23 protein-coding genes are annotated in these 25,015 nt (G+C 62.9%); 12 read left to right on the top strand and 11 right to left on the bottom strand.

The window, feature by feature from the left end:
- Positions 1-2: 2 nt before the first annotated feature.
- The 8 genes from EZV60_RS03185 to fosX all read left to right on the top strand — a co-directional run bounded on the left by EZV60_RS03185 (position 3) and on the right by fosX (position 5,920).
- Entirely contained in the window at positions 3-764 is a 762-nt protein-coding gene (locus EZV60_RS03185) for a thiazole synthase (protein ID WP_135502049.1), read from the top strand.
- Positions 761-1,357 carry a thiamine phosphate synthase gene (locus EZV60_RS03180; RefSeq protein WP_135502047.1) on the top strand — a complete coding sequence of 199 codons (597 nt, stop codon included), beginning with the start codon at positions 761-763 and terminating at the stop codon, positions 1,355-1,357. The genes EZV60_RS03185 and EZV60_RS03180 overlap by 4 nt, the downstream gene beginning before the upstream one ends.
- Complete coding sequence (locus EZV60_RS03175; protein WP_135502045.1) at positions 1,354-2,337, top strand: HesA/MoeB/ThiF family protein; 984 nt, start codon at positions 1,354-1,356, stop codon at positions 2,335-2,337. The genes EZV60_RS03180 and EZV60_RS03175 overlap by 4 nt, the downstream gene beginning before the upstream one ends.
- Positions 2,334-3,281, top strand: a complete 948-nt coding sequence (locus tag EZV60_RS03170) for an ABC transporter substrate-binding protein (protein WP_135502043.1) — start codon at positions 2,334-2,336, stop codon at positions 3,279-3,281. Before EZV60_RS03175 ends, EZV60_RS03170 begins: the two co-directional genes overlap by 4 nt.
- Positions 3,278-3,958 carry a TenA family protein gene (locus tag EZV60_RS03165; RefSeq protein ID WP_135502041.1) on the top strand — a complete coding sequence of 227 codons (681 nt, stop codon included), beginning with the start codon at positions 3,278-3,280 and terminating at the stop codon, positions 3,956-3,958. Before EZV60_RS03170 ends, EZV60_RS03165 begins: the two co-directional genes overlap by 4 nt.
- The gene (locus EZV60_RS03160; protein ID WP_135502039.1) at positions 3,955-4,674 is read left to right on the top strand and encodes an ABC transporter ATP-binding protein; all 720 of its coding nucleotides are present in this window, start codon (positions 3,955-3,957) and stop codon (positions 4,672-4,674) included. Before EZV60_RS03165 ends, EZV60_RS03160 begins: the two co-directional genes overlap by 4 nt.
- On the top strand, positions 4,671-5,411 hold the full coding sequence (locus tag EZV60_RS03155; protein WP_135502037.1) for an ABC transporter permease: 741 nt from the start codon (positions 4,671-4,673) through the stop codon (positions 5,409-5,411). Before EZV60_RS03160 ends, EZV60_RS03155 begins: the two co-directional genes overlap by 4 nt.
- Positions 5,412-5,494: 83 nt before the next feature.
- Entirely contained in the window at positions 5,495-5,920 is a 426-nt protein-coding gene (gene fosX / locus EZV60_RS03150) for a FosX/FosE/FosI family fosfomycin resistance hydrolase (RefSeq protein ID WP_135502035.1), read from the top strand.
- Here the strand turns inward: fosX and EZV60_RS03145 are convergent.
- Positions 5,902-6,573: a DUF1045 domain-containing protein gene (locus EZV60_RS03145; protein WP_135502032.1), complete on the bottom strand. Its 672-nt coding sequence runs from the start codon at positions 6,571-6,573 to the stop codon at positions 5,902-5,904. The two genes, fosX and EZV60_RS03145, sit on opposite strands and share 19 nt — an antisense overlap.
- Before the next feature lie 50 nt (positions 6,574-6,623).
- Here EZV60_RS03145 and EZV60_RS03140 point away from each other — a divergent pair, with 50 nt between their 5' ends.
- Positions 6,624-7,766: an alpha-D-ribose 1-methylphosphonate 5-triphosphate diphosphatase gene (locus tag EZV60_RS03140; protein ID WP_135502031.1), complete on the top strand. Its 1,143-nt coding sequence runs from the start codon at positions 6,624-6,626 to the stop codon at positions 7,764-7,766.
- Positions 7,767-7,907: 141 nt separating this feature from the next.
- Here the strand turns inward: EZV60_RS03140 and dxr are convergent, their stop codons facing one another.
- Positions 7,908-9,080, bottom strand: a complete 1,173-nt coding sequence (dxr, locus tag EZV60_RS03135; RefSeq protein ID WP_135502029.1) for a 1-deoxy-D-xylulose-5-phosphate reductoisomerase — start codon at positions 9,078-9,080, stop codon at positions 7,908-7,910.
- A gap of 226 nt (positions 9,081-9,306) precedes the next feature.
- Here dxr and EZV60_RS03130 point away from each other — a divergent pair, with 226 nt between their 5' ends.
- Positions 9,307-10,110, top strand: a complete 804-nt coding sequence (locus tag EZV60_RS03130; RefSeq protein ID WP_135502027.1) for a hypothetical protein — start codon at positions 9,307-9,309, stop codon at positions 10,108-10,110.
- Positions 10,111-10,126: 16 nt separating this feature from the next.
- Here the strand turns inward: EZV60_RS03130 and EZV60_RS03125 are convergent, their stop codons facing one another.
- The 8 genes from EZV60_RS03125 to EZV60_RS03090 form a co-directional block, all read right to left on the bottom strand.
- Positions 10,127-11,116 (bottom strand): C45 family autoproteolytic acyltransferase/hydrolase, encoded by a 990-nt coding sequence (locus EZV60_RS03125; RefSeq protein WP_135502025.1) that lies wholly within the window; start codon positions 11,114-11,116, stop codon positions 10,127-10,129.
- Between the two features lie 6 nt (positions 11,117-11,122).
- Positions 11,123-12,574: a biotin carboxylase gene (locus EZV60_RS03120; RefSeq protein WP_135502023.1), complete on the bottom strand. Its 1,452-nt coding sequence runs from the start codon at positions 12,572-12,574 to the stop codon at positions 11,123-11,125.
- 14 nt (positions 12,575-12,588) lie between these two features.
- A complete protein-coding gene (locus EZV60_RS03115; protein WP_245306179.1) occupies positions 12,589-15,339 on the bottom strand; it encodes an aminotransferase class I/II-fold pyridoxal phosphate-dependent enzyme in 2,751 nt (916 codons plus the stop codon).
- Positions 15,340-15,393: 54 nt separating this feature from the next.
- A complete protein-coding gene (locus EZV60_RS03110; RefSeq protein WP_245306178.1) occupies positions 15,394-16,362 on the bottom strand; it encodes a carbon-nitrogen hydrolase family protein in 969 nt (322 codons plus the stop codon).
- An 88-nt stretch (positions 16,363-16,450) separates the two neighbouring features.
- A complete protein-coding gene (locus tag EZV60_RS03105) occupies positions 16,451-16,876 on the bottom strand; it encodes a universal stress protein (RefSeq protein WP_135502021.1) in 426 nt (141 codons plus the stop codon).
- A gap of 14 nt (positions 16,877-16,890) precedes the next feature.
- Positions 16,891-19,653 (bottom strand): TRAP transporter permease, encoded by a 2,763-nt coding sequence (locus EZV60_RS03100; RefSeq protein ID WP_135502019.1) that lies wholly within the window; start codon positions 19,651-19,653, stop codon positions 16,891-16,893.
- A 136-nt stretch (positions 19,654-19,789) separates the two neighbouring features.
- A complete protein-coding gene (locus tag EZV60_RS03095) occupies positions 19,790-20,749 on the bottom strand; it encodes a TAXI family TRAP transporter solute-binding subunit (RefSeq protein WP_135502017.1) in 960 nt (319 codons plus the stop codon).
- A 150-nt stretch (positions 20,750-20,899) separates the two neighbouring features.
- Positions 20,900-21,469: a cupin domain-containing protein gene (locus EZV60_RS03090; RefSeq protein ID WP_135502015.1), complete on the bottom strand. Its 570-nt coding sequence runs from the start codon at positions 21,467-21,469 to the stop codon at positions 20,900-20,902.
- A 321-nt stretch (positions 21,470-21,790) separates the two neighbouring features.
- Between EZV60_RS03090 and gabT the strand changes: the two genes are divergently transcribed.
- Positions 21,791-23,116 carry a 4-aminobutyrate--2-oxoglutarate transaminase gene (gene gabT, locus EZV60_RS03085; protein ID WP_425353552.1) on the top strand — a complete coding sequence of 442 codons (1,326 nt, stop codon included), beginning with the start codon at positions 21,791-21,793 and terminating at the stop codon, positions 23,114-23,116.
- Between the two features lie 119 nt (positions 23,117-23,235).
- Positions 23,236-24,555, top strand: a complete 1,320-nt coding sequence (locus tag EZV60_RS03080; RefSeq protein WP_135502011.1) for an aspartate aminotransferase family protein — start codon at positions 23,236-23,238, stop codon at positions 24,553-24,555.
- Here EZV60_RS03080 and EZV60_RS03075 read toward each other — a convergent pair whose 3' ends face one another.
- A complete protein-coding gene (locus EZV60_RS03075; RefSeq protein WP_135502009.1) occupies positions 24,556-25,011 on the bottom strand; it encodes a hypothetical protein in 456 nt (151 codons plus the stop codon).
- Positions 25,012-25,015 lie beyond the last annotated feature (4 nt).

The following is a 25,015-nucleotide window of genomic DNA, read 5'->3' as shown; positions in this document are numbered from 1 at the left end:
CGATGCGCGACTTTTACGGCACCACGCTCGACACGCCCATGATGCTCGGCACCGCGCGCTACCCCTCGCCCAAGGTGATGGAGGAGGCGTTTCGCGAAAGCCGCGCGTCGGTCGCCACCGTGTCCCTGCGCCGCGAGGGCGGCGGCGGCGAGGCCTTCCGCGAGATGGTCCGCGCCCTTGGCATCCATGTCCTGCCCAACACGGCGGGTTGCCACACCGCGCGCGAGGCGATCACCACCGCCCAGATGGCGCGCGAATACTTTGAGACCGACTGGATCAAGCTCGAGGTCATCGGCAACGACGACACGTTGCAGCCCGATCCCTTCGGTCTCGTGGAGGCCGCGAAAGCCCTTTGCGACGACGGCTTCAAGGTCTTTCCCTACACCACCGAAGACTCCGTGCTGGCCGCGCGACTGGTCGACGCGGGCTGCCGCGTGCTCATGCCCTGGGGGGCGCCCATCGGCTCGGGCCAGGGGCTCAACAACCCTTTCGGGCTCAAAGCCTTACGCGCCGCCTTCCCCGACATCCCGCTGGTGGTCGATGCCGGCCTCGGCCTGCCCAGCCACGCCGCGCAAGCCATGGAAATGGGCTATGACGCGATCCTCTTGAACACCGCCGTGGCCGAGGCGCAGGATCCCGCCGCCATGGCCCGGGCCTTCGGCCTCGCCGCCGAGGCAGGCGCGCTTGCCGCCCGCTCCGGCCCCATGCCCGTGCGCGACATGGCCCAGCCCTCGACGCCGGTGATCGGAAAGGCCTGGCTATGACCCTGCCCCGCTTCTATCCCGTCTTCGACAGCGCGGCATGGGTCGCGCGCGCCACCGGCCTCGGCGTGCGCCTTACCCAGCTGCGACTCAAGGACATGGAGGACGACGCGCTGCGCCGCGAGATCGCCAGCGCCCTCGACATCTCCCGCCAGAACGCCGCGCTTCTGGTGGTCAACGATCACTGGCAACACGCCATCGACCTTGGCGCGGAATGGGTGCATCTGGGGCAGGAAGACCTCGACACCGCCGATGTTCCCGCCATCCGCCGCGCGGGGCTGAAGCTTGGCATTTCCACTCATGACGACGCCGAGCTTGACCGCGCGCTCTCGTTTTCGCCCGATTACGTGGCCCTCGGCCCGGTCTACCCCACGATCCTCAAGGAAATGCCCTGGGCGCCCCAGGGCCTCGACAAGCTCAAGACGTGGAAGGCCAAGATCGGCGACATTCCCCTCTGCGCCATCGGCGGCATGAGCGCAGAACGCGCCCCGGGGGCCTTCGACGCGGGCGCGGACCTAATCGCGGCGGTCACCGACATCACGCTCAACGAAGATCCCGACGCGCGGATGCGGGACTGGCTGAAGGTCTGCGCATGACCCGCTACGCCCGCCAGACGATCCTGCCTGAGATGGGCGAGGCCGGTCAGCAACGCCTCCGCGCGGCCCATGTGCTGGTCGTCGGCGCGGGCGGGCTCGGCGTGCCCGTGCTGCAATATCTCACCGGCGCGGGCGTGGGGGCGATCACGCTCGTCGACGGCGACCGGGTGGAGGAGACGAACCTGCACCGCCAGCCGCTCTACCGCATGTCCGATCTTGGCCGCCCCAAGGCCGAGGCGGCCACTGAGGCCATGCGCGCCCTCAACCCGGATTTGACCCTGCACGCGGTGCCTTCATGGCTCGACCCCGGGAACGCCGCGCAACTCGTCGCGCAATCCGACCTCGTCCTCGACTGCGCCGACACCTTCGCGGCCAGCTTCACCCTGTCCGACGCTTGCATGGAGCAAAACCGACCCCTCATCTCCGCCTCCGCCCTGGGGCTCACGGGATACGCGGGCGGCTTCTGCGGCGGCGCGCCATCGCTCCGCGCGGTCTTCCCCGATTTGCCGCGTTCCGCCGCCACCTGCGCCACGGCGGGGGTCATGGGGCCGGTGGTGGGCATGATCGGCGCGCTTCAGGCGCAGATGGCGATCTCGACCCTTCTCGGCCTCTCGCCCTCTCCCTTGGGCCAATTCCTCCGCTTCGACGCAAGCTCATGGCGCAGCGCCGCCTTCCGCTTCGACGGCGCACCAGAGCCAGCCTTCGCCCCGCCCTTCATCGCCAACTCGGACCTCACCTCGAATGATCTCATCGTCGATCTGCGCGCCGAGGCCCCCGCGCCGTTCCACGCGCAAGCTCTCCATATCCCGCCGGAAAACCTCTCCGACCTCACGCCGGACACCAATACCCCCCGCGTGATCCTCGCCTGCCGCACAGGGCTTCGCGCCCAGAACGCCGCCGAGGCGCTGCACCAACGCTGGCCCGGCCCCATCGGCCTTATCGCCATTCCCGACGCCCCCAAGACAAAGGACCAAGAATGACCCGTCTTTTCCCGGCCCTCACGGCCCTCGCCCTGCTCGCCACGCCTGTGATGGCCCAAGACAAGCTCACCGTCATGCTCGACTGGTTCGTGAACCCCGACCACGGCCCGCTGATCGTGGCGCAGGAAAAGGGCTATTTCGCAGACGAGAACCTCGAAGTCGAGCTCATCACCCCCTCCGATCCCAACGCGCCCCCGCGCATGGTGGCCGCAGGCCAGGTCGATCTCGCCGTCTCCTACCAGCCCGAACTGCACCTCGCGCACCGCGAGGATCTGCCGCTCGTCCGTGTCGGCACCCTGATCGAGACGCCGCTGACCTGCCTCGTCGTGCGCGCCGATGGCCCGGTGCAGTCCATGTCCGACTTCACCGGCAAAAAGGTCGGCTTCGCCGTCGCGGGCGTGCAGGAAATGCTGCTCGACGCCATGCTGCGCGACAATGACGTGGACCCTGCGACGGTCGAAAAGATCAACATCGGCTGGTCCATCTCGCCTGCTCTCATGGCAGGGCAAGTCGATGGCGTCATCGGCGCCTTCCGCAATTTCGAACTGAACCAAATGGCCATCGAGGGCCACGAGGGCCGCTGCTTCTTCCCCGAGGCCGAAGGCGTGCCGAGCTATGACGAACTCATTTACGTGGCCCACGCCGACACGCTCGACGCCGCCGTCATCGCCCGCTTCCTGCACGCCACCGAGCGCGCCGCCGCCGACATCCTCAATGACCCCGAGGCCGCGTGGGAGATCTTCGCAGGCTCGGATGCCGAACTCGACAACGAACTCAACGACCGCGCCTGGGACGATACCTGGCCGCGCTTCGCCGTGCGCCCCGGCGCGCTCGATCTGGGCCGCTACGCCCGGTTCGAGACGTTTCTCAAGAACGCCGGCGCCATCGAGGACACCGTCGACGCCGAAACGCTCGCCATCGACGTCACCGGAGCCACCCAATGACCGCCCCAGACTACGGACAGGCCTTCGCGCTCTGGCGGCAGGCCGCGGGCAACGACTGGCCCGCCTACACGCAGCACGCTTTCGTCGAGCGGCTCAAGGACGGCACCCTGCCCGAGGATCGTTTCCTCTATTACCTCAAGCAGGACTATGTTTTCCTGATCCACTTCTCCCGCGCCTGGGCCCTTGCCGCCGCCAAGGCCGACAGCCTTGAAGAAATGCAGGCCGCGTCCGCCACCGTCCACGCTCTCGTGCACGAGGAAATGCCCCTGCACGTGGAAATCTGCGCCGGCCACGGCATCGACCGCGCCACTTTGGAAGCCACGCCAGAGGCGCCGGGCAACCTCGCATACACCCGCTTTGTGCTGGAGGCGGGGTACTCGGGCGATTTCCTTGACCTGATGGCGGCGCTGGCGCCGTGCGTTCTGGGCTATGGCGAAATCGGCGCGCGGCTTGCGGGCAACACCGGCCCCTACAAGGCGTGGTGCGACACCTATGGCGGCGCCGACTACCAAGGCCTCTGCTTTGACGTGGGCCGCCTCATTGACGCCGCCCTCGCCCGCCGCCTCGGCCCCGACTGGGCGCAGCTTCCCCGCGCTACATCCCTTGCCCACACCTTCCACACCGCCACGCGGCTCGAGGTCGGCTTCTGGGACATGGCGCTCGGGGCACGCGCGTGAGCCAGATCACGTTCCAAGGCGACCTGCGCCTCGGCGCGCGCGCGCTCATCTCGGGCCTCGACGTCACGATCCCCACGCAGGGCTGGACTGCCCTCTTGGGCGCTTCTGGCCTTGGTAAGACGTCGCTGGCGCGGCTTATCGCGGGCCTGCCCACGCCCGCGCGGCTCGACGGGTTCATCCCGCCCGATCCGATGACCATCGGCCTCATGTCGCAGGACGGTCAGCTTCTACCCTGGGCCACGGCGCTGGATAACGTCACCATCGGGGCACGGCTGGCGGGCAAGCCCCCCGACCCCGCCCGCGCGCGCGAGCTTCTCTCCCGCGTCGGCCTCGCCGGGCGCGAAAACACCCGACCGGCCGCCCTTTCCGCCGGCCAACGGCAGCGCGTCGCGCTGGCCCGCGTCCTCTATGACGACCGCGCGATCATCGTGCTGGACGAACCCTTCTCGGCGCTCGACGTCCTCACCCGCCAGCGCATGCAGGACCTCGCGGCAAAGCTCCTCAAGGGCCGCACCGTGATCCTCATCACCCACGATCCCGCCGAGGCGGTCCGCCTCGCCGAGCGCGCCTATGTCCTGCACGAAAGGGGCGCGACTCCCGTCGCCCTGCCGCCCGAGATCCCGCCCCGCGACGCCACAAACCCCGAAACGCTCACCGCACAGGCCGCGCTGCTTCAGCGTCTCGCCAGCGCGTCAGAGGCAAGCATCCCGGCATGACAAACCGCCTCTTCCGCACCGTCCTGACCCTTCTGACCGTGCTCGCCCTCTGGCAGGCGCTCGTGACGCTGGCCGAGATCCCGCGCTTCATCCTGCCGGGGCCGCTGGACGTGGCCGAAGCCCTCTGGTCCAACCGCGCGATACTGGCGGAAAACACCGCCTTTTCCGCTCTCAACCTCGCCCAGGGCCTCGCCCTCGGCCTTGTCCTCGGCATCGAGACCGCGCTTCTTCTGGCGCTCTCCGACCGGGCCCGCCGTGCGCTGCGGCCCGTGCTGGTCTTCGCCCAGGCCGTCCCGGTCTTCGCCCTCGCGCCCGTGCTCACCCTGTGGCTCGGCTTCGGGGCGCTGTCGAAGATCGTCATGGTGGCGCTCGTCACCTATTTCCCCATCGCCTCGGCGCTCTTCGACGGGCTGATGCGCCTGCCGCAACCGCTCGAGGATCTCGCGCGCCAATCCGGCGCCTCCCGCTGGCGCAGCCTGATCTACCTGCGCCTGCCCAACGCCAAACCGGCCTTCTTTTCCGGCCTGCGCCTCGCCGTCACCTATGCGCCGCTTGCGATCATCATCGGCGAATGGGTCGGTGCGTCCAAGGGGCTGGGCCACCTGATGCTGCTGGCCAACGGGCGCGGGCAGACCCCGCTCATGTTCGCGTCGCTGATCGTCCTCGCGATCTTCAGCCTCGCGCTATGGCTCGCCGTCGACGCGCTCGCGCGCCGCGAGGACCGTAGCCTTTCCTGATCCCCCCACTGGCCCCGCCGTCCGGCCCATGCCACACTGCCCGAAAGGAGACGCGCCATGCCCCTACAACCGGACAGCCCTGCATGAGCACGGGCCTGTCGCATATCACCTTCATCGTCACCGATCTCGACCGGATGCAGACCATCCTCGAACGCGTGCTCGGCGCACGCTGCATCTACAACAGCGGCCCGGCGCAGTTCTCGCTGTCCGAAGAACGGTTCTTTCTGGTGGGCGATGTCTGGATCGCGACCATGCTGGGCGATCCGCTGCCCGCGCGCAGCTACAACCACGTGGCCTTCAAAGTGGACGAGGCAGAGCTCGACGCCCGGATCGCCGAGATCAAGGCGCTCGGTCTCGATCTGCGCCCGCCCCGCCCGAGGGTCGAGGGCGAAGGCCGCTCGGCCTATTTCCACACGCCCGACAATCACCTGATCGAATTGCACACCGGCACGCTCGACGATCGCCTTGCGCGCTACGCCGCCCCGGCGCCTCAGCCGCCCAGATCGTAACGCGCGATCATCTCGAACCGGCCATCCGCCCGTTCGCCCATCACCGCCAGCGCATCGAGGACAAAGGGCGCAGGCAAAGCGGGCAGATGCGCCGCGATCATCGCCTCGGTGTCCTCCAGTGCCGCGCGCGGCACCCGGCCCGTCAAGGTCATGTGAAAGCGGAACGCGTCCAGCACATAAGGATAACCCCAGTCGCGCAAAAGTGCCTCCTGCCGTGGCGACAGCCCCGCCTTGCGCCGCCGCGCCAACTCGGCCTCGGACGGCGCGGCACGGAACCCGTCCAGATCCCGCACACAGGCCGCCGCGACACGCGCGATCTCCGTGGCGTCGCCCGTCGGCGTCAGCGCAAAGAACCGCCCCATCCGCGTCAGGGCCAGCCCCGCCGCTTGCCCCGGCGCGCTGCGCGCCGCCAGCGCGCGAACCGCCTCCTGCAACGCCGCCGCGTCCTGTCCTTCGGACAGGCGGAAGGGCGGCTTCAGCGTCGCGTGGAACCCGTATCTGCGCGGCGCATCGGTCAGCGCCGCAAGTCCCGGCAAGTCCGGCTGCCCGACGGCGCGTCCCGCCGCCGCGTCCCAGCCCAGCCAGCGCGCGCCGAACGCCGCCAGCGCGCCGTTGCGCGGCAGGTAGTAGACCGCATATCGCGAATATGACATGACTGGACCTCTCTGACCCCGGGACCCCGCTCGAAAACGGTGACACCTCCATGTCAAATGCGCTCTGTCTTGCCAATGCCCGGCTGGTCCTGCCCGACCGGATCGTGACCGGCACGCTCCACGTGGCGGACGGGATCATCGCCCGGATCGAACCGGACGGCGCGGTGCCGGCGGGGGCGATCGACTGCGCCGGCGATTATCTGATCCCGGGCCTTGTCGAATTGCACACCGACAATCTCGAACGCCATATCGAGCCGCGCCCGGCGGTCGACTGGCCCCACCTGCCGGCGCTTCTGGCGCATGACGGCGAACTGGCCTCGACCGGGATCACCACCGTTTTCGATGCGCTGCGCGTCGGCTCCATCTCGGGGCATCATTCGCGCTACAAGCCCTATGCGCGCCGGCTGGCCAGCGAAATCCTCGATCTGCGCGCGCGCGGCGCCCTCAAGATCAGCCATTTCCTGCATCTGCGCGCCGAAACCTGCTCGGAAACGCTGCTGGATGAACTGGCCGAATTCGTCCCCGCCGACCGGGTGGGTATCCTCAGCCTGATGGATCACACGCCTGGCCAGCGGCAGTTCCGCGATCTCGAAAAACTGCGCACCTACGTGTCCAGAAAACGCAATATGACTAAGGCCGAATTCGCGGACCATGTGGCCGAGATGAAGGCGCTTCAGGCCGCCAACGGGGCCCGGCACGAGGCCGGCGCAGTGGCCGAGGCCGCCCGGCTGGGCGCGGTGCTGGCCAGTCATGACGACACCACCGAAGCGCAAGTCGCGCATTCGCAGGCCTATGGCGTCGGCTTCGCCGAATTTCCCACGACCGAGGCCGCCGCCCGCGCCTGCCACGCGCGGGGCATCGCGGTGATGATGGGAGCGCCCAATCTCGTGCGCGGCGGGTCGCATTCGGGCAATGTCTCTGCGGCTGATCTCGCACGTGCGGGCCTGCTCGACATCATCTCGTCCGATTACGTGCCTTCGGCGCTGCTCCTATCGGCCTTCCATCTCGCGGATGTCTGGAACGATCTGCCCCGCGCCATCGCCACGGTCACGGCGACGCCCGCGCGCGTCACCGGGCTCGCCGATCGGGGCCAACTCGCGCCCGGTCTGCGCGCCGATCTGGTGCGCGTGGGCCGGCTTGGCGACGCGCCGCATGTGCGCGGCGTCTGGTGCCGGGGCGCGCGTGTTGCGTGAAATCCTTACATGGGCGCGCGACGCCCGTGACGGCCGGCGCAGCTGGTGCGGAACGCCGAAAACCGCCCGCCGAAGTTTGTACAAAATGCACAAAGGCCCTCTTGCACCTTGTACGATTTGTACAAAAACGCCCGCGCGGTCCTAGCGCGCGGCGAAACCTGTCATGACCGCATCCGCCTGCGTCCGGGCCCGCGCGTCGATCTCGCGCACCGCGTCCAGCGTCATCGCGCCCGGCCCCGTCGCGTCTCCGGAAAGCCGGTTCAGCACCTCTTCCACCACCTGCGCCATGTCGAGAAACCCGATCCGGCCCGCGATGAACCCGTCCAGCGCGCTTTCCTTCGCCGCGTTGAACACCGCCCCCGAAAGACCGCCCGCCTCCATGACCTCGCGCGCCAGACGCAGCGCCGGATGACGTGCCTGGTCGGCATTACGAAAGGTCATTTGTCCAATCTTTACAAGGTCTAAGCGCTCGACCGGCAGGTCGTTTCTTTCCGGCCAGTTGAGCGCATAGCCGATCGCATGGCGCATATCGGGCGGCCCCACATGCGCCATCAGCGCTCCGTCGCGAAAGCCCACCAGCGCATGGATCAGCGACTCGGGGTGGATCACCACCTCGATCTGCTCCGGTGAGACGCGGAAAAATTCCCTTGTTTCAATAAGTTCCATCGCCTTGTTAAAGAGGCTTGCAGAGTCGATCGTGATGCGCTGACCCATGTCCCAATTGGGGTGCGAGGACGCCTCGGCCAGCGTCGCGCCGGCCAGCCTGTCCTCGGGCCAGTCGCGGAATGCCCCCCCGGACGCGGTGATCACGATCCGTTCCACCGCCTCCATGTCCTCACCCACAAGTGCTTGAAAAACCGCGGAATGTTCCGAATCTACCGGCAGAATCGTGGCCCCCTGGGCCTGCGCCTCTCCCATCAAAAGCGCGCCCGCACAGACCAGGCTTTCCTTGTTGGCCAGCGCCAGCGTGGTACCGGGCCGCAGCGCACTCAGCCCGGGCTCCAGCCCGGCGAACCCAACGATGGCGGACATCACCCAATCCACCGGCCGTGCCGCCGCCTCGTTCAGCGCCGCCTGCCCCGCCGCCGCCTCGACGCCAGAGCCTGACAGCCGATCCCGCAGCTCCTCCAGCCCCGCCTCGAACCCGGTCACCGCGATCTCCGCCCGAAGCCGGATCGCATCCTCCGCCAGTTGCGCGATATTGCGCCCCCCGGTCAGCGCCACAACGCGAAAGGTCTCGGGCCGCCGCGCAATCAGGTCGATGGTGTTCTGTCCGATCGAACCGGTCGCGCCGAGTATCGTTACTGTCTTCATTGCAAAGGTCGTCTCGCTTTTCAGTCTCCGCGCTTTAGCACGCTCAAAAGCCCGCGTCTTCTTAGAAGCGGAGCCTTGTCACATGACACTGCGGGTTTTTCTCCTTGGTCCGCCCCGCCTTGGCACCAGAATGGTCTTGAGCGCGCCCCATTTCTCTGGCTAACAACGAAAAGTGACGTCGGAACCCGCCCGGCATGGGTTTCGGTACAAGAGTGCGAAGGACTGGATGCCACGCCACGTTCTGATCCATCCCGGATTTCACAAGACCGGGACCAGCACGCTGCAACGCAATCTGCAATCGCAGAGCGCGCAGTTGAAGGATCGGCTATCGGTCATGCTCACCGATGACGTAATCGAGGCGACGCGGCTGGCGCGAAAGTATTCCGTGCATACCCGCGAAGATGTACTCACCGCGTTCACGAATGCTTTCGCCGATGCATTGACCCGCGTGGATCTCGCCAATGAACGCCCCCTTCTGCTCAGCTCCGAGGCGCTACTGGGCCAGTTGCCGGGCCGCAAAAAGGTAAGCGGATACGATGCCGCCGCGCCGCTGTTACAAGCCGCGGTCGGCGTGCTGCGCAACCGGATCGGCGACACTGTGCCGGTGACAGTCTGGTTCACTACGCGCGACCCCGAAGGCTGGAAGAAAAGTGCCTATTATCAGAACCTTCGCCAGGTTCGCCTGCGCGAGGATTTTGCCACGCACGCCACCAAGCTCGATCGCGCATCCCGGCTTGACAGCTTCGTTGCGCTGACGCGGGACGCGCTGGCCGGTCTTGCCGCCGTCACGTCGACCCGGATCGAAGACTGCGCCGCGCACCCGCTGGGCCCCATGGGCGTGGCGCTCGATCTTCTTGGCGTCGAACACGACAACCTGGCTCCGGTTCGACCACACAATGTGCAACCGCAAGCGGGCGCCCAAGAGTTGCTGAAACTCAATCGCTCCAACCTGACCGATGACGAATTGGCCAAGGCCAAGCGCGCGCTGATCCGCGAGTATCGAAAATCTGGGCAGACAAACCGGCTTTAGTGGTCGCGCCCCCAGATCAGGGCGTGCCGAAAGCCGGCCGCGGGAACGCGATGGTCACCTGATCCTCTTCAAAATTCTCAAAAGATTTCACCCAGCGGCTGTTGGGCCAAAGCATTTCGACAACACCTGATTTCGGCCGATAGGCGGCGGTGAACAGCGTCCCGAAGCCTTGATCGAAAGCCAGCGAATACAGCGGCGGCTGCAGAAAGGAGCGAATGAACTTTTCCTGCGTTTCCGGGTGCAAGGTGAGCCGCTGCAGCAAGTAGCGTTCACGCTCGACCGTGGCGGTCAGGCGCGCGTGGCTTTTCCATTCCACACGGTCCTGGTGGTTCGTGGCGACGGCGGCGTGGGTCACGACCGCCGGCCGGTCGGGGGCCAGATACACAGTGAAGAAATTGCGCGCGGCATCCAGCACCGTAACATTATAGCTCATGTGGCAGGGCACGCGAGTTAGCACCTCGCGCGCCTCATCGACGGTCGTACAGGTTTGCAGAACATAGCGCAGGATGAGCGGTACGCCGAACCCTTCGCCCACTGCGCGGCGTCCTCCAAAGGTCAGCGATGCCACCAGGCCTGCGTCGTTCATACCGTCGACCAGCCCGAACAGACCGTCCGATGTGCCGATCACACCACGCCCCTGCCACCGCGTCTTGAGCAGGATCGCGTCGACCGCCTTTGGATTGTAGTCATAGTTACGCACCAAAAGCGGCTCGGTGCCCGGCCAGATCGCTTGACTGCAGCCAGAAAGGTACTTGGGCGGGCAATAGAAGCTAAGGAACCTTGCCTCGCTGTCGCCGCCGCCGGCCAGGTCGCAGAGCTCTTCGTAAAGCGGAACGAGTTCCGGCATATGCTTGCGCAAGGCGCGGCGGCATTCGAGATAGGTGGGCCGCCCGGTCAGGCCCTCGCGCTTCCACCAGGACATGTAGGCCTTGCGATACCCGGCAAAGAGCCTGGCCCATTTCGGGCCAGGCGTATCTTCTGTGATCGCACGATAGACGAGGGTCATAAGACCCTACATGATCTTAAACGCCGGATCCTGCAAGGAGGTTGCCGAGGGCAGCGGCCGTGCCGAGAAAGCCTGCTTGATCCCGTCGATCCAACGCTTCGATTTCGCCGTCAGCTGGAAACTCTTGGTCATCGAGCGCCCACGCGTCACCAGAATGCCAAGATCGGCCCCTTCGTAGCGGTAATCGCCGACATTTGAAATGCGCAGGAAGAAGGCCTCGTCCTCGGTCTCCACCGCGCGGCGGTGATAATCGAAGCGGTCAAAGATCACATGCCCATCCGGCGTCATTTTGTAGATACCTGTCTGGGGCGCATGCGTGATGATGTCGACACTGTCCTGCGTGTGCTTGATCACCATCTGCGACCAGCTGTCGATCATATCGGGATCAGACCAGCGAGCGTTGAGTTCTTCGACATCCAGCTTGAATTGCTTTTTCGAGAATTCCAGCAGGTGGAAAAGGAAGAGCGGCGCGTCGGCATGTGCAAAGGCCGCGTGGTTGGTCATCGAGCTTGCGCCGGTGATACGGGGATTCAACTCGCCCAGCCAGATATCGTCGCTTTTCTTGTCGATCAGGAAGTCGAGTTCGAAATAGCCGCGATAGCCTTCCTTGCGAAGCTGCTCACCAAATTTGAACGTCAGCTCTCGCGCTTTGTTGCGTTGCTTGGGCGAAAATGCGGTCGAAAAGATTTCATTCCCGCACCATCCCCCGCGATAGGGGGTTAGTTCCTTGAAGCCCACAAGCTCGGTCATCAACGGACCGACGATCGTACCTTGGCTGGTGGCGCAGGCTTCGATCGCCGAGCCACGGCAATTGATCCGCTTCATCACCTTGATCTCGCCCTCGCCGACGATCTCGTGCTCGTGCTTGCGGAAATCGGCCTCGGAATTGATGAAGAAGGTGGTATGACCGCTGTCGCCAAAGGCCGACTGCAGCACCAGATCGTCGCCCAAGTCGTTTTCCTTGCAGATCTTCTTGAGGTGCTCGTAATCCTTCACCTCCGACAGCGCGTTGGGCACCGACGGCACGCCGGCCTTATTGCCCACGCGCACGGTCTCGATCTTGTTGTCCATCGCGGTGCGCAGTTTGGCCTTCGGGAACCAGACCTCGCCTCCCAGTTCCTTGACCAGCTTTTCGGTCTTTTCGTCGAACATCAGGAACACGAACTTGGGTTTTCCGCCACGCGCTTTGACGTAATCGACAACTTCCTTGTGCTGCAGAAGGTAGTTGTTGATGTCCTCGATCGACTGGAACTCGTCATGCGGCATCTCCGAAGGGCACAGCACATTCGGATGACGCCCGTCAAAGCAATCCATGTAGCAGATGTACTTGAAATTCTTCACCCACTCGTCGAGACCCAAAAGATTGAAATTCGTGGCCGAGACGAAATAGATCGGGTCAGGGTTCGTGTGGAAATACCGGCGTATCTCCGAGATATTGCTCAGTGTCTTCTTAGGCATGTAACTGTCCCTTTCTACGACTTTTTCTTGACCGACGCGAGCGCGTCCTTGGTGAAAACGCTCAGGCCCAGATCGGGCCGGTATCCGTGAATTTCGCTTACATCGAGCGCCAGCATGAATGAGATGATCTCGTGGCTGATGACCTGTCCGGGCACGAGGATCGGAAAGCCTGGCGGGTAAGGAATGATAAAGCTGGTCGACACCAGCTCCTCTCCGTCCTCTAGCCGCTTGACGAGAGCCTGATCGAGGTTGATGTAATCGCAGTTGTCTTCATCGTAGGCGAGGAAGAACGCCGACCGGATGTCTCCCTCCGCGGTTTTGTTATCGGTGCGGAAGGCATCGTGGAACCGGCTGAAATCGGGCAGAGGCGGAAGGTGTTCCACCAGCCCCTTCACCCGGTTTTCGAACGAGCGCCGTTCCATCTTCGAGGCGTCGTCCAACAGGTCGTCCAGCTCGTTCGCGATCTCGACCAGAACCTCGATGAGATACGCCACCGATGACCGCGTCGTGCCGATATTGGTCATGAAGAGCACGGTGTTACGCGAGGTTTTGTTGATCTGGATCCCGTATTTGTCCATCAGGATCTTGGTCTTGAACGTGTCCCCGTCCCAACCGGTGCCGCCTACGGCGAGCGTAATGCGGGTGGGATCGAGCACGAACTCGTCGGAGTTCCAGATTTTCCAGGTATCGACCCAGCCATGTTTGGGGTCGTAATAGGCTTCTATCCCACTTTCGCGGTACTCCTCGGGGATCATGTCGCCCGCAGTCAGAACCTTGAAGTACTTCTGCAGGAGAGGGTGCGAGGCGACTGCGCGGCGAATGGACATCGCGCTTTCGACCTGCCGTTGAACGAACTCGAACCCTTCCAGTTCCACCTGACGGCGACCCACGTCGAGCGACGCGATGATCTGGTAGTTCGGCGAAGTTGAGGTATGCGTCATGTAGGCTTCGTGAAAGGCCTGCTCAACCTCTCCTTTAAAGTCCTGGTCGTTGACATGGATCATCGAGCCCTGCCGCAGAGACGTCAGCGTCTTGTGCGTGGATTGCGTGGAATAAACGCGCACCCGCGCATCGGGCGGGGGAACAAGCTGAGTGTTGAGCAGCGTTTCTTCGTCCGCGTCCTTTAATTCGGCCTGCTGGGTTTCCCAAGCCTCGATCGCCTCGGGCGTGCGTAGCGTCTCGCGCAACGTGTTGGCCACGCTCATCGCGGTGCGCTGGCGATAGGTCGGGCCAAAGGCGGCAAACGCAAACCACGCTTCGTCCCAGAGAAAGATCAGGTCCTTCTTGATGGCGAGGCATTCTTCCATCACGCGCCGGACATTGTAGACCAGCCCGTCAAAAGTGCAGTTGGTCAGAAGCACCATGCGCACCTTGTCGAGTTTACCCGCTGCCTTGAGTTTCAGAAGCGTATGCTTGATCTCTTTGAGCGGCACGGCGCCATACATGGAGTATTCATGCAACGGGTAGCTGTCCATGTAACAGACCTGCGCCCCGGCCAGAACCATGCCGTAATGGTGAGATTTATGGCAGTCGCGATCGACCAGCACGATATCGCCCGGTTTAACAACGGATTGCACGACGATCTTGTTGCAGGTCGAGGTGCCGTTGGTGGCAAAGAACGTGTGCTTTGACCCGAACGCCCGCGCCGCCATGTCCTGCGCTTCCTTGATGGGGCCGCGCGGCTCCAGCAGGCTGTCGAGACCACCTGAAGTGGCCGAGGTTTCAGCCAGGAAGATGTTTGGCCCGTAGAACGCGCCCATATCCTGGATCCAGTGCGATCGGCTGATCGACTTGCCCCGGCTGATCGGCATGGCATGGAAGACACCCGTGGGCTGCTTGGAATATTCCACCAGAGCCGAGAAGAATGGCGTCTTATAGCGCCTCTGCACACCGCGCAGGATGTTGAGGTGCAGTTCGAGGAAATCTTCCTGGTTGTAAAAGACGCGCCGGCACCTTCCCAGATCACGGCCTGCGATATCCTCTGCCGAGCGGTCGGTCACAAGATAGGCGTCAAGCTCGGGGCGGATCTTGGCAATCAGGCGGCAGGTCTCGGGGCCGTAGTCATGCGGCTCGATCGATTCCACATCGGCGTTGTCGCCCAGATGAGCCAAGTATTGGGTGATCAGCGGCAGTTCGTTTCGCGACTTGAGCGTGAGGCCCGGGCGCACCACCACGGCCTGAACATTGTGGTTGAACAGGATTGCGATGAGCGCATCCTCAAGTGAGGGCACGATCACCGGCTCGTAGATGAAACTATCTTCTGTCCGGCGCATGCGCTGCAGGCTTTGACGCAGGAAGCGTTCCTGATGCTCGTTCACGTCATCGACGATCAGAACCTCGAAGTAGGGCCGCCCGAGGGCGCGCGCCTCTGGCGCCAGGGCGGCCTCATCCTCGTAATCCTCATTGTCGATCTCGTCCGAACCGAGCGGGATCTTCCGGCGGCGATAGGCGCCCGACGCAAGCGCACGGGCGATCCGGCGTACGGAAATCGACAAGTCCTCGACATTTCCATTTTGGAATAACCGACGCAGGTGGTCGAAAGCCGCGCCGCCCGGAAACGCCCAGTAGGTCTCGATCGGGGCAAGCGCTTCGAACAGCTCATCCGCTGTTTCCATGAGTTTCTTGCGTTTGCGGGTTTCGTGACCGTGCAGCAACATGCCCTCTGCTGCCTCGCGCAAGGCGCTCCAGCGGTCGGCCCTGAGTTGGGTCGCGCTATAATAATCCCGGATCGACGCCATTTTTCTGTCAGGGGAATGTTTGTTCATTCCGTTCCTCCCATTATCGTTGCCCGGGACCGCCCCCGAAGGGACGCCGCGGGATTAGCCGGAACCGGCCTTTCCATGAAGAACGGAAAAGCCCTGATTGTGTTCCGGTGTCGTTTCATCTTGCCCAAGCGCGCTGCGTGGGTCGGCGGCGCGCAGCCCCCGATAAGTGCCCTGCTTGGGTGTTTCGAGCGGTCCAAGTGTTTTGAGATAGGCATCCGCGCCGCTGTTGCGGTCATAAACGCTGAACTCCGCGTCCCGGTCACGGAACGACTTGAGCACTTGGCCCAGGCCCTTGAGCCCGGTCTCACGTTGACGGCGAACCTGATCGAGATCGATCTCGATCGGGAACATGTCCTCTTGCCCGGCTGACTGGTGCAGCACGGTCGCCGACGGATCAACCACGCAGGACCGACCGACGCCGCCCGAGGCCAGACCGTTCACGTCGAACACGTAACACTGGAACTGTGCGGCGGTCGCACGCGCGATGGACAGTTCTGCCTCGCGGTCCGTTGTCCCGGTCAGAACCGGGTGCAAAAGAACCTCAACGCCCTGGCTGGTCAGCTGCCGCGTGGTTTCCGGGAACCAGATGTCATAGCAGATCGACAGGCCGAACCGGCCGACATCCGGCACGTCGAAAATGCAGAATTCGGTACCTGCCGAAATACCCGCCTCGTAAGGCCGGAACGGGAACATCTTGGAGTATTTCGAGACGATCTCGCCTTCGGGGTTGATCACCACCGACGTGTTGAGGATGCGGCCATCCTCGGTCTTCTCGAACATCGACCCAGGAATAAGCCAGATGCCAAAGCGCTTGGCGTCCTCCTGGAATTGCTGAATCGTGTCGTTCGGAAACGGCTGGGCATATTGGTCGAGCGGGCCGAAAGGGGCGAGTTCGGAAAACAGCACCATTTGCGTCCAGGGAAAGCGGGCCATCAGGATTTCGATCCGATGGCGCATCGCCTCGACGTTGGAATGAAGGGCAGAGACGTGCATTTGCACGCCAGCAATGGCAAATGGGGTCATGGGAGGCGACTCTTAGCTAGAGATATTTCACGCGTGGACTTCCGCCATATTCCTCGACGCTTCGCAAGGGGCCATTTCCCGGTCGGCATTATCTGACCACCAGCACCGGGCGCGTGGCATGCCGCACGATCCGGTCCGCGTTGGATCCGATCAGGAAGGATCGCAGATCATTGGGCGGATGAGACGCGATCACGATCAGATCTGCATCGAGACGATCGGCCTCCGACAGGATGTGTTCGGGCACGTGGCCATGGGCCACATGTGCCTCTGCAGATGTTCCGGACGGCACCTTTTCCGCGACGAATGCGTCAAGCTCCTCCTTCATCTTGATCAGCGACTTTTCCTCGAAATCGTCGGGGAGGTAGGATGAAACGATCGCCGCGCCGATATCGTGCACGATACCCAGTATGTGAAGCGTACCACCTTCCCGGCACATGTCGACCGCCATGGGCAAGGCCTTTTCCCAGGATTCCGGGTGGGTCACATCGATTGGCAACAGAACCTTGTCGAACATCTTCAACCTCCGTCTCAGGCTTCCGCCGGCTGACGCCGGGCACGGCCGCGTTGCAGGAACACCACCAGGGCCAGAACGAGCAGCGCCGGAAGATACATGAAGTATTTCGATGGCTGTTCGATCGGCACTTTCAACTCGGTGATCGTCTGATCCCAGTCCAGACCGGCCTTTTGCGCCGGGCTGTCGAAGGTCACGTTGTCGATCACGATCTTGCCGTCATTGTTGAGATACTCCACCCCCGCGGCCGCCAAACGATCGGCCCCTGTTTCGCCTTCCAGCACAGGCAGAAGCGCCGTGAAGGTGATGGGCTCGCCGATGGCGTTCAGACCGCTGATGGTAAGGCGTAGATCCTGACCGGGATCGGCCCGTTCCATGGCCTGTTCGATCTCGGCTGGCGGCACCGGATCATAGGGGGGCGCCACCATGTCCATCCAGAAGCCGGGACGGAAGAACGTGAAGGCGATCAACAAGAGCGCAATCGTTTCATAAATGCGGTTGCGCGTCAGGAAGAAGCCCTGTGTCGCCGCCGCGAAAAGCAGCATCGCCAATGTCGCCGTGACGAAGACAAAGATGCCCTGTAACCACCCCACATCGATCAGCAGAAGATCCGTGTTGAAGATGAACAGGAAGGGCAGAGCCGCCGTGCGCAGGCTGTAGAAGAACGCCACCACACCCGTCCGGATCGGATCGCCTCCCGACACCGCGGCAGCGGCAAAGCTCGCCAGACCGACAGGTGGCGTCACGTCCGCCATGATGCCGAAGTAGAAGACGAAGAGGTGCACCGCGATAAGCGGAACGATGAGACCGTTCTGCTGTCCCAGTGTTACGATGACCGGCGCCAGAAGAGCCGAAACCACGATATAGTTGGCGGTCGTCGGCAGGCCCATCCCGAGAATGAGCGACAAGATCGCCGTCAGCACGAGAATGGCCATGATATTGCCGCCCGAGAGCACCTCGACCACATCGGCCAGCGCCGAACCGACCCCGGTCTGGCTGACCGCGCCGACGATGATGCCGGCAGTTGCGGTTGCGATACCGATACCAATCATGTTGCGCGCGCCGGCTACCAGACCTTCAAGCAGGTCGATGAAGCCATTGCGGATCTCCGCGCCGATGTTGCCGGCATTGCGCATGATGGCCATCAGCGGACGCTGCGTGATCAGGATGAAGATCATGAAGCTTGCGGCCCAGAACGCCGAGAGACCAGGGCTAAGCCGATCGACCATAAGCGCCCAGACAAGAACGACAACGGGCAGAATGTAGTGCAATCCGGATTTCACCGTCGGACCGGGTTCAGGCAACTTCGTGACCGGTGCATTCGGATCCTCCTGCTTTAGCGGCGGCTGCTTGGACGCAATATAAAGCAAGAAGATATAGGCCACGATCAGCATGCCGAAGACGATATAGCCGGCAGTGTCGGGAAACGCCGGACGGATCCAACCCATTAGATAGTAGACCGCAAAGCTGAGCGCGCAGATCATAGCGATGATGAAGGAGGTCGAGATCAGCCAGGCGACCCAAGGCTTCGGCTCGACCGCGCGGGGCAGACCCTGCATGTTCGCCTTCATCGCCTCCAGATGGACGATATAAACAAGGGCGATATAGCTGATCAGAGCTGGGACGAAGGCGTGCTTGACCACGTCGAAATAGGGAATGCCCACATACTCGACCATGAGAAAGGCCGCGGCCCCCATGACCGGTGGCATGATCTGGCCATTGACAGAGCTGGCCACTTCGACCGCGCCAGCCTTTTCTGAACTGAAGCCCACCTTCTTCATCAGCGGAATGGTAAAGGTGCCCGTGGTCACCACGTTGGCGATAGACGAGCCCGAGATGAGACCCGTCATCGCCGAGCTTACGACGGCGGCTTTTGCCGGGCCGCCTCGCATGTGGCCCATCAGCGAAAACGCCACCTGAATGAAGTAATTGCCCGCACCGGCCCGGTCGAGGAGCGACCCGAACAGCACGAAGAGAAAGACGAACGAGGCCGACACGCCCAAGGCGATGCCGAACACGCCTTCCGTGGTGATCCACTGGTGGTTCACCACCTCGGACAAGGAGTTGCCCTTGTGGGCAATGATGCTTGGCATGTACGGGCCAAGAAACGTGTAGGCCAGAAAGACCGTCGCCACGATCATAAGCGCCGGTCCGAGCGATCTTCTCGTGGCTTCGAGCAGAAGCAGGATGCCCACCACGGCCACGACGAAGTCTTGCATAATAGGCGCGCCGACACGCTGCGCGATGGAGTCGCTATAGAAATAGATGTAGAGGGCAGCGCCTGCGCCGAGAATTGCCAGGGCCCATTCCCAGGCCGGAATACGGTCCTTCGGCGACCCCAGAAGAACGGCACCGATCACACCGATACCGACAAGTGGAATCCACCAGACAGGGGTGCCGTCTTTTGCCCCGATCATGAAAAAGGCGGTCAACAGAGCGGGAACGGCAATGGCAAGCCCTAACTGAAAGGGGCTGCGTTGTGCGGGATAGGCCAGAAAGGCCAGGAAAAGGGCAAAAGCCAAATGGAATGCACGGGTGTCGGCCTGATTGAATACGCCAAAGCCCACCATGAAGGGCAAGGGTGAGGCCACCCAGAGCTGGAACAGCGACCACGACAAGGCGACCAGCAGAAGGAAGGTGCCAATCGGACCGGTCGGGCTTCGTCCGCCCGTGTCGGTGGAGGCGACAAGTTCGTCCAGTTCCTCCTGCGACAGGCCGCCTTTACCCGAGGCTTCCTGTTCGACCGCAGCCGATTCGAACTGCTTGTCGTCGTTGCTCATGGCATGTCCCCCTATCCGGATTGGCCGCCGCGATAAGATATGTGCGGTTCTTCAGCCTTTTACGCGGGACGAACACCGCCTCCGCGAAAGCGAGGGGCCCACGGCCCCCCGCAAAAGTACTTCTAACGCGCTTGGATTACATCCAGCCGCGCTCTTTGTAGTACTTCTCGGCGCCCGGATGCAGCGGTGCCGAAAGACCGGTGGAGATCATGTCTTCCTCGGTCAGGTTCTCGAAGGCCGGGTGCAGGCCTTTGAAGCGGTCAAAGTTCTCGAACACCGCCTTGACCACTTCGTAGATGACGTCCTCGGGCACGCTGGCCGAGGTCACGAAGGTTGCCTTCACGCCGAAGGTCTTCACATCCTCCGGGTTACCCTTGTACATGCCGCCCGGAACGGTCGCCCAAGCGTAGTAAGGATTTTCCGAAACCAGCTTCTCGATCTCCGGAGTTTCAACCGGAATCAGCTTGGCATCCACCGTGGTCGTCGCCTCTTGGATCGAACCGGCCGGGTGGCCAACGGTAAAGATGATGGCGTCGACGTTATTGTCGCCAAGTGCTGCGGACTGTTCAGCCGACTTCAGCTCTGACGTCAGGGCGAAGTCACTCACGCTCCAGCCCATGGCGTCCATAACCACATCCATGGTCGCGCGCTGACCCGAGCCGGGGTTGCCCACGTTGACGCGCTTGCCCTTGAGATCGGTGAAGGACTCGATGCCGCTGTCGCTCCGGGCGATCACGTTGAAGGGTTCACCGTGAACCGAGAAAACCGCGCGAAGATCAGGGAATGCATCACCTTCGAACTGCGACGATCCGTTATAGGCGTGGTACTGCCAGTCAGACTGAGCGACGCCCATATCCATATCGCCGGCCTTGATCGCGTTGATGTTGGCGATCGACCCGCCTGTGGAAGGCGCCGTGCACTTCAGGTTGTGCTCGGCCGAGCCGCGATTGACCAAACGGCAGATCGACTGACCAACAACATAATAGACGCCCGTCTGGCCGCCCGTGCCGATCGTGATGAAGCGTTCCTGCGCCGCGACAGCGGTAGCAGAAATAGCAACAGTCGCGGCAAGTGCCGCTTTAGTAAGGATTTTCATGTTGTCTCCCTTGGTTTGTCGTCTTGGGTTAAGCGGTCTTTTTGCCGCTATTGCGTGAAGGCTATCACCTTTCTTGCGGTGTGCAAGCAGGCTTGTGGCGTGGAACCGACCATTGATGGGTTGGATGCGACATGACCTTGCGTCAACTTTCTAAAAACTCGGCGGCGTACAAGCACTTACGATCACGCAAACTGTGTTGCCGATATTACGAAACCTGTGCGGCAGGCGACTGTCGAACATGTATCCGTCGCCGGGATTCAGCACGCGCACCTGGTCATCCACCGTGATCTCGATGATGCCGGCGATCACGACGCCGGCCTCCTCCGCCTCGTGGGTAAGCAGATCGGGACCGGTGTCCGAACCTGGCGGATAGGTCTCATGCAGCACTTGAAGAGAATGGCGTTGCGCGTCGCCGAGCTGGCGCAGAGATACCCGCGCAGCAGCCTCGCCGAATCCCGCATCCTGGGGCGACAGCTCCACGAATTCATCGGCTGTATAGAAATACTTGGCCGTACCGTTTGCCTCCACCTCGGTGAAGAATTCCGACATCGTCATCGGGATCGCATCCAGCAAACGCTTGAGAGACGCGACCGACGGGCTCGACTTGTTTTGCTCGATCAGGGAAATCGCCGCATTGGTCATACCCGCCCTCGCCGCCAGATCGCGCTGTGTCAGCCCGCGCGTCTCGCGCACCGCCCGCAATCGTCCACCGATATCCATTCGATCTCCGCAATCACTGATGTCAAATATACTTGACGGGAAAGCTTCGAGGGGGTCAAGAGCCTGTTTTGTGGCAAAATTTGCATTTATCTGATATTTCATTGGTCGCACCAGCAAGAATTCGCCCTGCAAACCGAAAGCATTTGACAAGTAAAATGATCATGGAATAAGTATTCTGATCATTCTGACCGAAAGGGATGCCCCATGGCAACGTCGAAGAAAACCACCAAGACCCGCGCCCGCAAGGCCCCGGCGACGAAAGCCGCAAAGGCCGACGCACCCGCACAGACCACGCCGGACACGCAAGCTGCCGTGACGCAGATGCTTGATGCGACCGGCAAGACCAACGCCGAGCTTCATGCCCGTCGCGAGGCTGCCGTGGCACGCGGTGTCGCCTCTGCCGCGCCGATCTATGCCGATCACGCCGAAAACGCCGAGCTATGGGATGTCGAGGGCAATCGTTACGTCGACTTCGCCGGCGGCATCGCCGTTCTGAACACTGGCCATCGTCACCCCAAGGTGGTCGAGGCCGCCAAGGCGCAGGAAGACCGCTACACTCACACCTCTTTTCAGGTCGTGCCTTATGAACCCTATGTCGCCCTGGCCGAAAAGCTGAACGCACTCGCGCCCGGCGACTTCGCCAAGAAGACGCTGTTGGTCACGACCGGTGCCGAAGCCGTTGAGAACGCCGTCAAGATCGCCCGCGTCGCCACCGGCCGCCCCGGCATCATCGCCTTTGATGGCGGCTATCACGGTCGCACGATCATGACGCTCGGCATGACCGGCAAGATCAGCCCCTACAAGAAAGACGTCGGCCCCTTCCCGACCGACATCTACCGCCTACCCTTCCCGTCGACCCGCGACCATATCACGGTCGACGATTCGATCCGCGCGCTTGAGCGGCTTTTCCTGACCGACGCACAGCCGGACCGCGTGGCGGCAATCATCGTCGAGCCCGTTCTGGGCGAAGGCGGCTACATGCCTGTTCCCGCCGAACTGTTCCAGGCGCTGCGCGCGATCTGTGACAAGCACGGCATCCTCCTCATTTCCGATGAGATCCAGGCAGGGTTTGGCCGTACCGGCACCTGGTTTGCCGTCGAGCATTCCGGGGTCGCACCGGACCTGATGACCGTGGCGAAATCCATGGCCGGCGGCTATCCGATTGCCGGTGTCGTGGGCCGCGCCGAAGTGATGGACGCGATGATTCCCGGCGGTCTGGGCGGCACCTATGGCGGCAACCCGGTGGCGTGTGAGGCGGCTCTTGCCGCGATCGAGGCGATCGAGGAAGAAGGCCTGCTCGCGCGGTCGACGGCGATCGGCGAGACGATGCGCGCCCGCTTCGCCGAGATTGGCGCACGTGTTGCCCCCTACCGGATGTGGGACATTCGCGGTCTTGGCGCGATGCTGGCCGTCGAATTCGTCACCGATTTCGATACGGCCGCACCCGACGCGGCGCTGACCAAGTCGGTTGTCACTCACGCACTCAAGCGCGGCTTGATCCTGCTGCCTTGCGGCATGCACGGCAACGCGCTGCGCATCATGGTGCCGCTGACCGCATCGGATGCGATCATCGACGAAGGCATGGCCATCTTCGAAGCGGCGTTGGCCGACGCCATTGCCGCAGAACATCAGATGGCCGCAGAATAATCTGACTTTGCTTACTACGGGGCGCGGGATATTTCCGCGCCCCGTTTTTCTTGGCGGTCGCTTCGCCTGTGGTAGGGTGGGCAAGTCCGACTTGCCACCTCACGACGAAGGCCCATCCCATGTCCCACATATTCCCGCGCCATACTCGCCAAAGCCCCCCCACCGCCGTCGGCGGCGAAGGCTGTTACCTGTTCGACAAAAGCGGTAAGAAGTATCTCGATGCATCGGGTGGCGCGGCGGTGTCCTGTCTTGGGCACAACGACGCCGAGGTGGTCGCGGCGATCAAGGCGCAGCTCGACCAGGTGGCCTTTGCTCATACCGGCTTTTTCACCTCCGAGCCGGCAGAAAAACTGGCCGATCTGCTGATCGAACACGCGCCCAGCGGGCTTGACCGGGTCTATCTGGTCTCCGGCGGATCAGAGGCGACCGAGGCTGCAATCAAGCTCGCGCGCCAGTACCGGGTCGAAACAGGCGAGCCGAACCGCTCCAAGCTTATTGCCCGGAAGCAAAGCTATCACGGAAACACAATCGGCGCGTTGAGCGCCGGTGGCAACGAATGGCGGCGCGCGCAATTCGGCCCCTTACTGCTGGATGTGAGCCATATCGATCCGTGCTACGAATATCGCCTGAAGCATGACGGCGAAAGCGCCGAAGACTACGGCCTGCGCGCGGCGCAGGCGCTTGAGGATGAGATCCAGCGCCTTGGGCCCGAAACGGTTATGGCCTTCATGGCCGAGCCGGTCGTTGGCGCGACGGCAGGCGCGCTGCCCCCTGCCCCGGGTTATTTCAAACGCATCCGCGAAATCTGCGATAAATACGGCGTTCTATTGATATTGGACGAGGTCATGTGCGGGATGGGACGCACAGGCAGTCTTTTTGCCTGCGAGCAGGACGGCGTAAGCCCGGACATCGCCTGTATCGCCAAGGGGCTTGGGGCCGGATACCAGCCCATCGGAGCGATGCTGTGCACCGGTAAAATCTACGCCGCGATCGAAGGCGGATCGGGTTTTTTCCAACACGGTCACACCTATATCGGCCATCCCACCGCGGCCGCATGTGGACACGCGGTGGTCAGCGCAATCATCGACCGCGGTCTGGTGGAGCGGGTGCAGATGAAAGGCGCGGCCCTGGCCGATCGCCTTGAATCGCGGTTCGGGCAGCACCCGCATGTTGGGGACCTGCGCGGGCGCGGGCTTTTTCGGGGGATCGAATTGGTCGAGAACCGCGAGAGCAAATCCCCTTTCGACCCGGCAAAGGGCGTTGCGGGCAAGATCAAAAAAGCGGCGTTCGAGGCCGGGCTGATCTGTTACCCGATGTCTGGTACGATCGACGGCAAGCACGGCGACCACGTCCTGCTCGCCCCGCCCTTTATCATCGAAGACTCACAACTCGACGAACTCGTCGACAAGCTCGATACCGCGATCTCAGCCGCCATTTGATTATTGTGCGGCCGGTCCTGACTGGATGAAATAAACGATTGGACCTGCATCGTTGCCTTCGGCTTCGTTCGCCACGATCTGGCGTGGAATTTGCACGCTGACCGGCTTTTGCGCATCGCCCGGCCCCCAGGCGCGCACGGATAGAATGCAACCGCTTTCCATCCCGCCATAGGCCGGTTGCGGCGCGACTTTGCGCATGAAAAGCAGATCCTGCGCGACACGCTCGTTGCCGAGATAGATCGAGCCCGTGGCGATCACACGGCTTGCGACGTTTTTGGTCAGGATCGATTGCTGCTCGCTCTCCGCCCAGACACCGCACACCAAGGTCCGGCCTTGCGCCTCTCTGACGGAAACGGCGACACTCAGCCCGCCGCCAGACGTATACCGACCACCGGAGAGCATGGGATCATCCCCAAGCCGCGCCGTTGCAGGCTGTCCCGCGGGCGCGCACGACATGAGG

The organism is Roseovarius aestuariivivens (assembly GCF_004761875.1).
Lineage (GTDB): Bacteria > Pseudomonadota > Alphaproteobacteria > Rhodobacterales > Rhodobacteraceae > Roseovarius > Roseovarius aestuariivivens.
Note: the sequence above shows the minus strand (reverse complement) of the source record. Positions and strands in the feature narration are given on the sequence as shown.

What these genes read in the sequence shown, in the direction of transcription:
- EZV60_RS03185 (WP_135502049.1), top strand. Translation starts at nt 3, where the DNA reads ATGCGCGACTTTTACGGCACCACGCTCGACACGCCCATGATGCTCGGC.
- EZV60_RS03180 (WP_135502047.1), top strand. Translation starts at nt 761, where the DNA reads ATGACCCTGCCCCGCTTCTATCCCGTCTTCGACAGCGCGGCATGGGTC.
- EZV60_RS03175 (WP_135502045.1), top strand. Translation starts at nt 1,354, where the DNA reads ATGACCCGCTACGCCCGCCAGACGATCCTGCCTGAGATGGGCGAGGCC.
- EZV60_RS03170 (WP_135502043.1), top strand. Translation starts at nt 2,334, where the DNA reads ATGACCCGTCTTTTCCCGGCCCTCACGGCCCTCGCCCTGCTCGCCACG.
- EZV60_RS03165 (WP_135502041.1), top strand. Translation starts at nt 3,278, where the DNA reads ATGACCGCCCCAGACTACGGACAGGCCTTCGCGCTCTGGCGGCAGGCC.
- EZV60_RS03155 (WP_135502037.1), top strand. Translation starts at nt 4,671, where the DNA reads ATGACAAACCGCCTCTTCCGCACCGTCCTGACCCTTCTGACCGTGCTC.
- fosX (WP_135502035.1), top strand. Translation starts at nt 5,495, where the DNA reads ATGAGCACGGGCCTGTCGCATATCACCTTCATCGTCACCGATCTCGAC.
- EZV60_RS03145 (WP_135502032.1), bottom strand. Translation starts at nt 6,573, where the DNA reads ATGTCATATTCGCGATATGCGGTCTACTACCTGCCGCGCAACGGCGCG.
- EZV60_RS03140 (WP_135502031.1), top strand. Translation starts at nt 6,624, where the DNA reads ATGTCAAATGCGCTCTGTCTTGCCAATGCCCGGCTGGTCCTGCCCGAC.
- dxr (WP_135502029.1), bottom strand. Translation starts at nt 9,080, where the DNA reads ATGAAGACAGTAACGATACTCGGCGCGACCGGTTCGATCGGACAGAAC.
- EZV60_RS03130 (WP_135502027.1), top strand. Translation starts at nt 9,307, where the DNA reads ATGCCACGCCACGTTCTGATCCATCCCGGATTTCACAAGACCGGGACC.
- EZV60_RS03125 (WP_135502025.1), bottom strand. Translation starts at nt 11,116, where the DNA reads ATGACCCTCGTCTATCGTGCGATCACAGAAGATACGCCTGGCCCGAAA.
- EZV60_RS03120 (WP_135502023.1), bottom strand. Translation starts at nt 12,574, where the DNA reads ATGCCTAAGAAGACACTGAGCAATATCTCGGAGATACGCCGGTATTTC.
- EZV60_RS03115 (WP_245306179.1), bottom strand. Translation starts at nt 15,339, where the DNA reads ATGAACAAACATTCCCCTGACAGAAAAATGGCGTCGATCCGGGATTAT.
- EZV60_RS03110 (WP_245306178.1), bottom strand. Translation starts at nt 16,362, where the DNA reads ATGACCCCATTTGCCATTGCTGGCGTGCAAATGCACGTCTCTGCCCTT.
- EZV60_RS03105 (WP_135502021.1), bottom strand. Translation starts at nt 16,876, where the DNA reads ATGTTCGACAAGGTTCTGTTGCCAATCGATGTGACCCACCCGGAATCC.
- EZV60_RS03100 (WP_135502019.1), bottom strand. Translation starts at nt 19,653, where the DNA reads ATGAGCAACGACGACAAGCAGTTCGAATCGGCTGCGGTCGAACAGGAA.
- EZV60_RS03095 (WP_135502017.1), bottom strand. Translation starts at nt 20,749, where the DNA reads ATGAAAATCCTTACTAAAGCGGCACTTGCCGCGACTGTTGCTATTTCT.
- EZV60_RS03090 (WP_135502015.1), bottom strand. Translation starts at nt 21,469, where the DNA reads ATGGATATCGGTGGACGATTGCGGGCGGTGCGCGAGACGCGCGGGCTG.
- gabT (WP_425353552.1), top strand. Translation starts at nt 21,791, where the DNA reads ATGCTTGATGCGACCGGCAAGACCAACGCCGAGCTTCATGCCCGTCGC.
- EZV60_RS03080 (WP_135502011.1), top strand. Translation starts at nt 23,236, where the DNA reads ATGTCCCACATATTCCCGCGCCATACTCGCCAAAGCCCCCCCACCGCC.
- EZV60_RS03075 (WP_135502009.1), bottom strand. Translation starts at nt 25,011, where the DNA reads ATGTCGTGCGCGCCCGCGGGACAGCCTGCAACGGCGCGGCTTGGGGAT.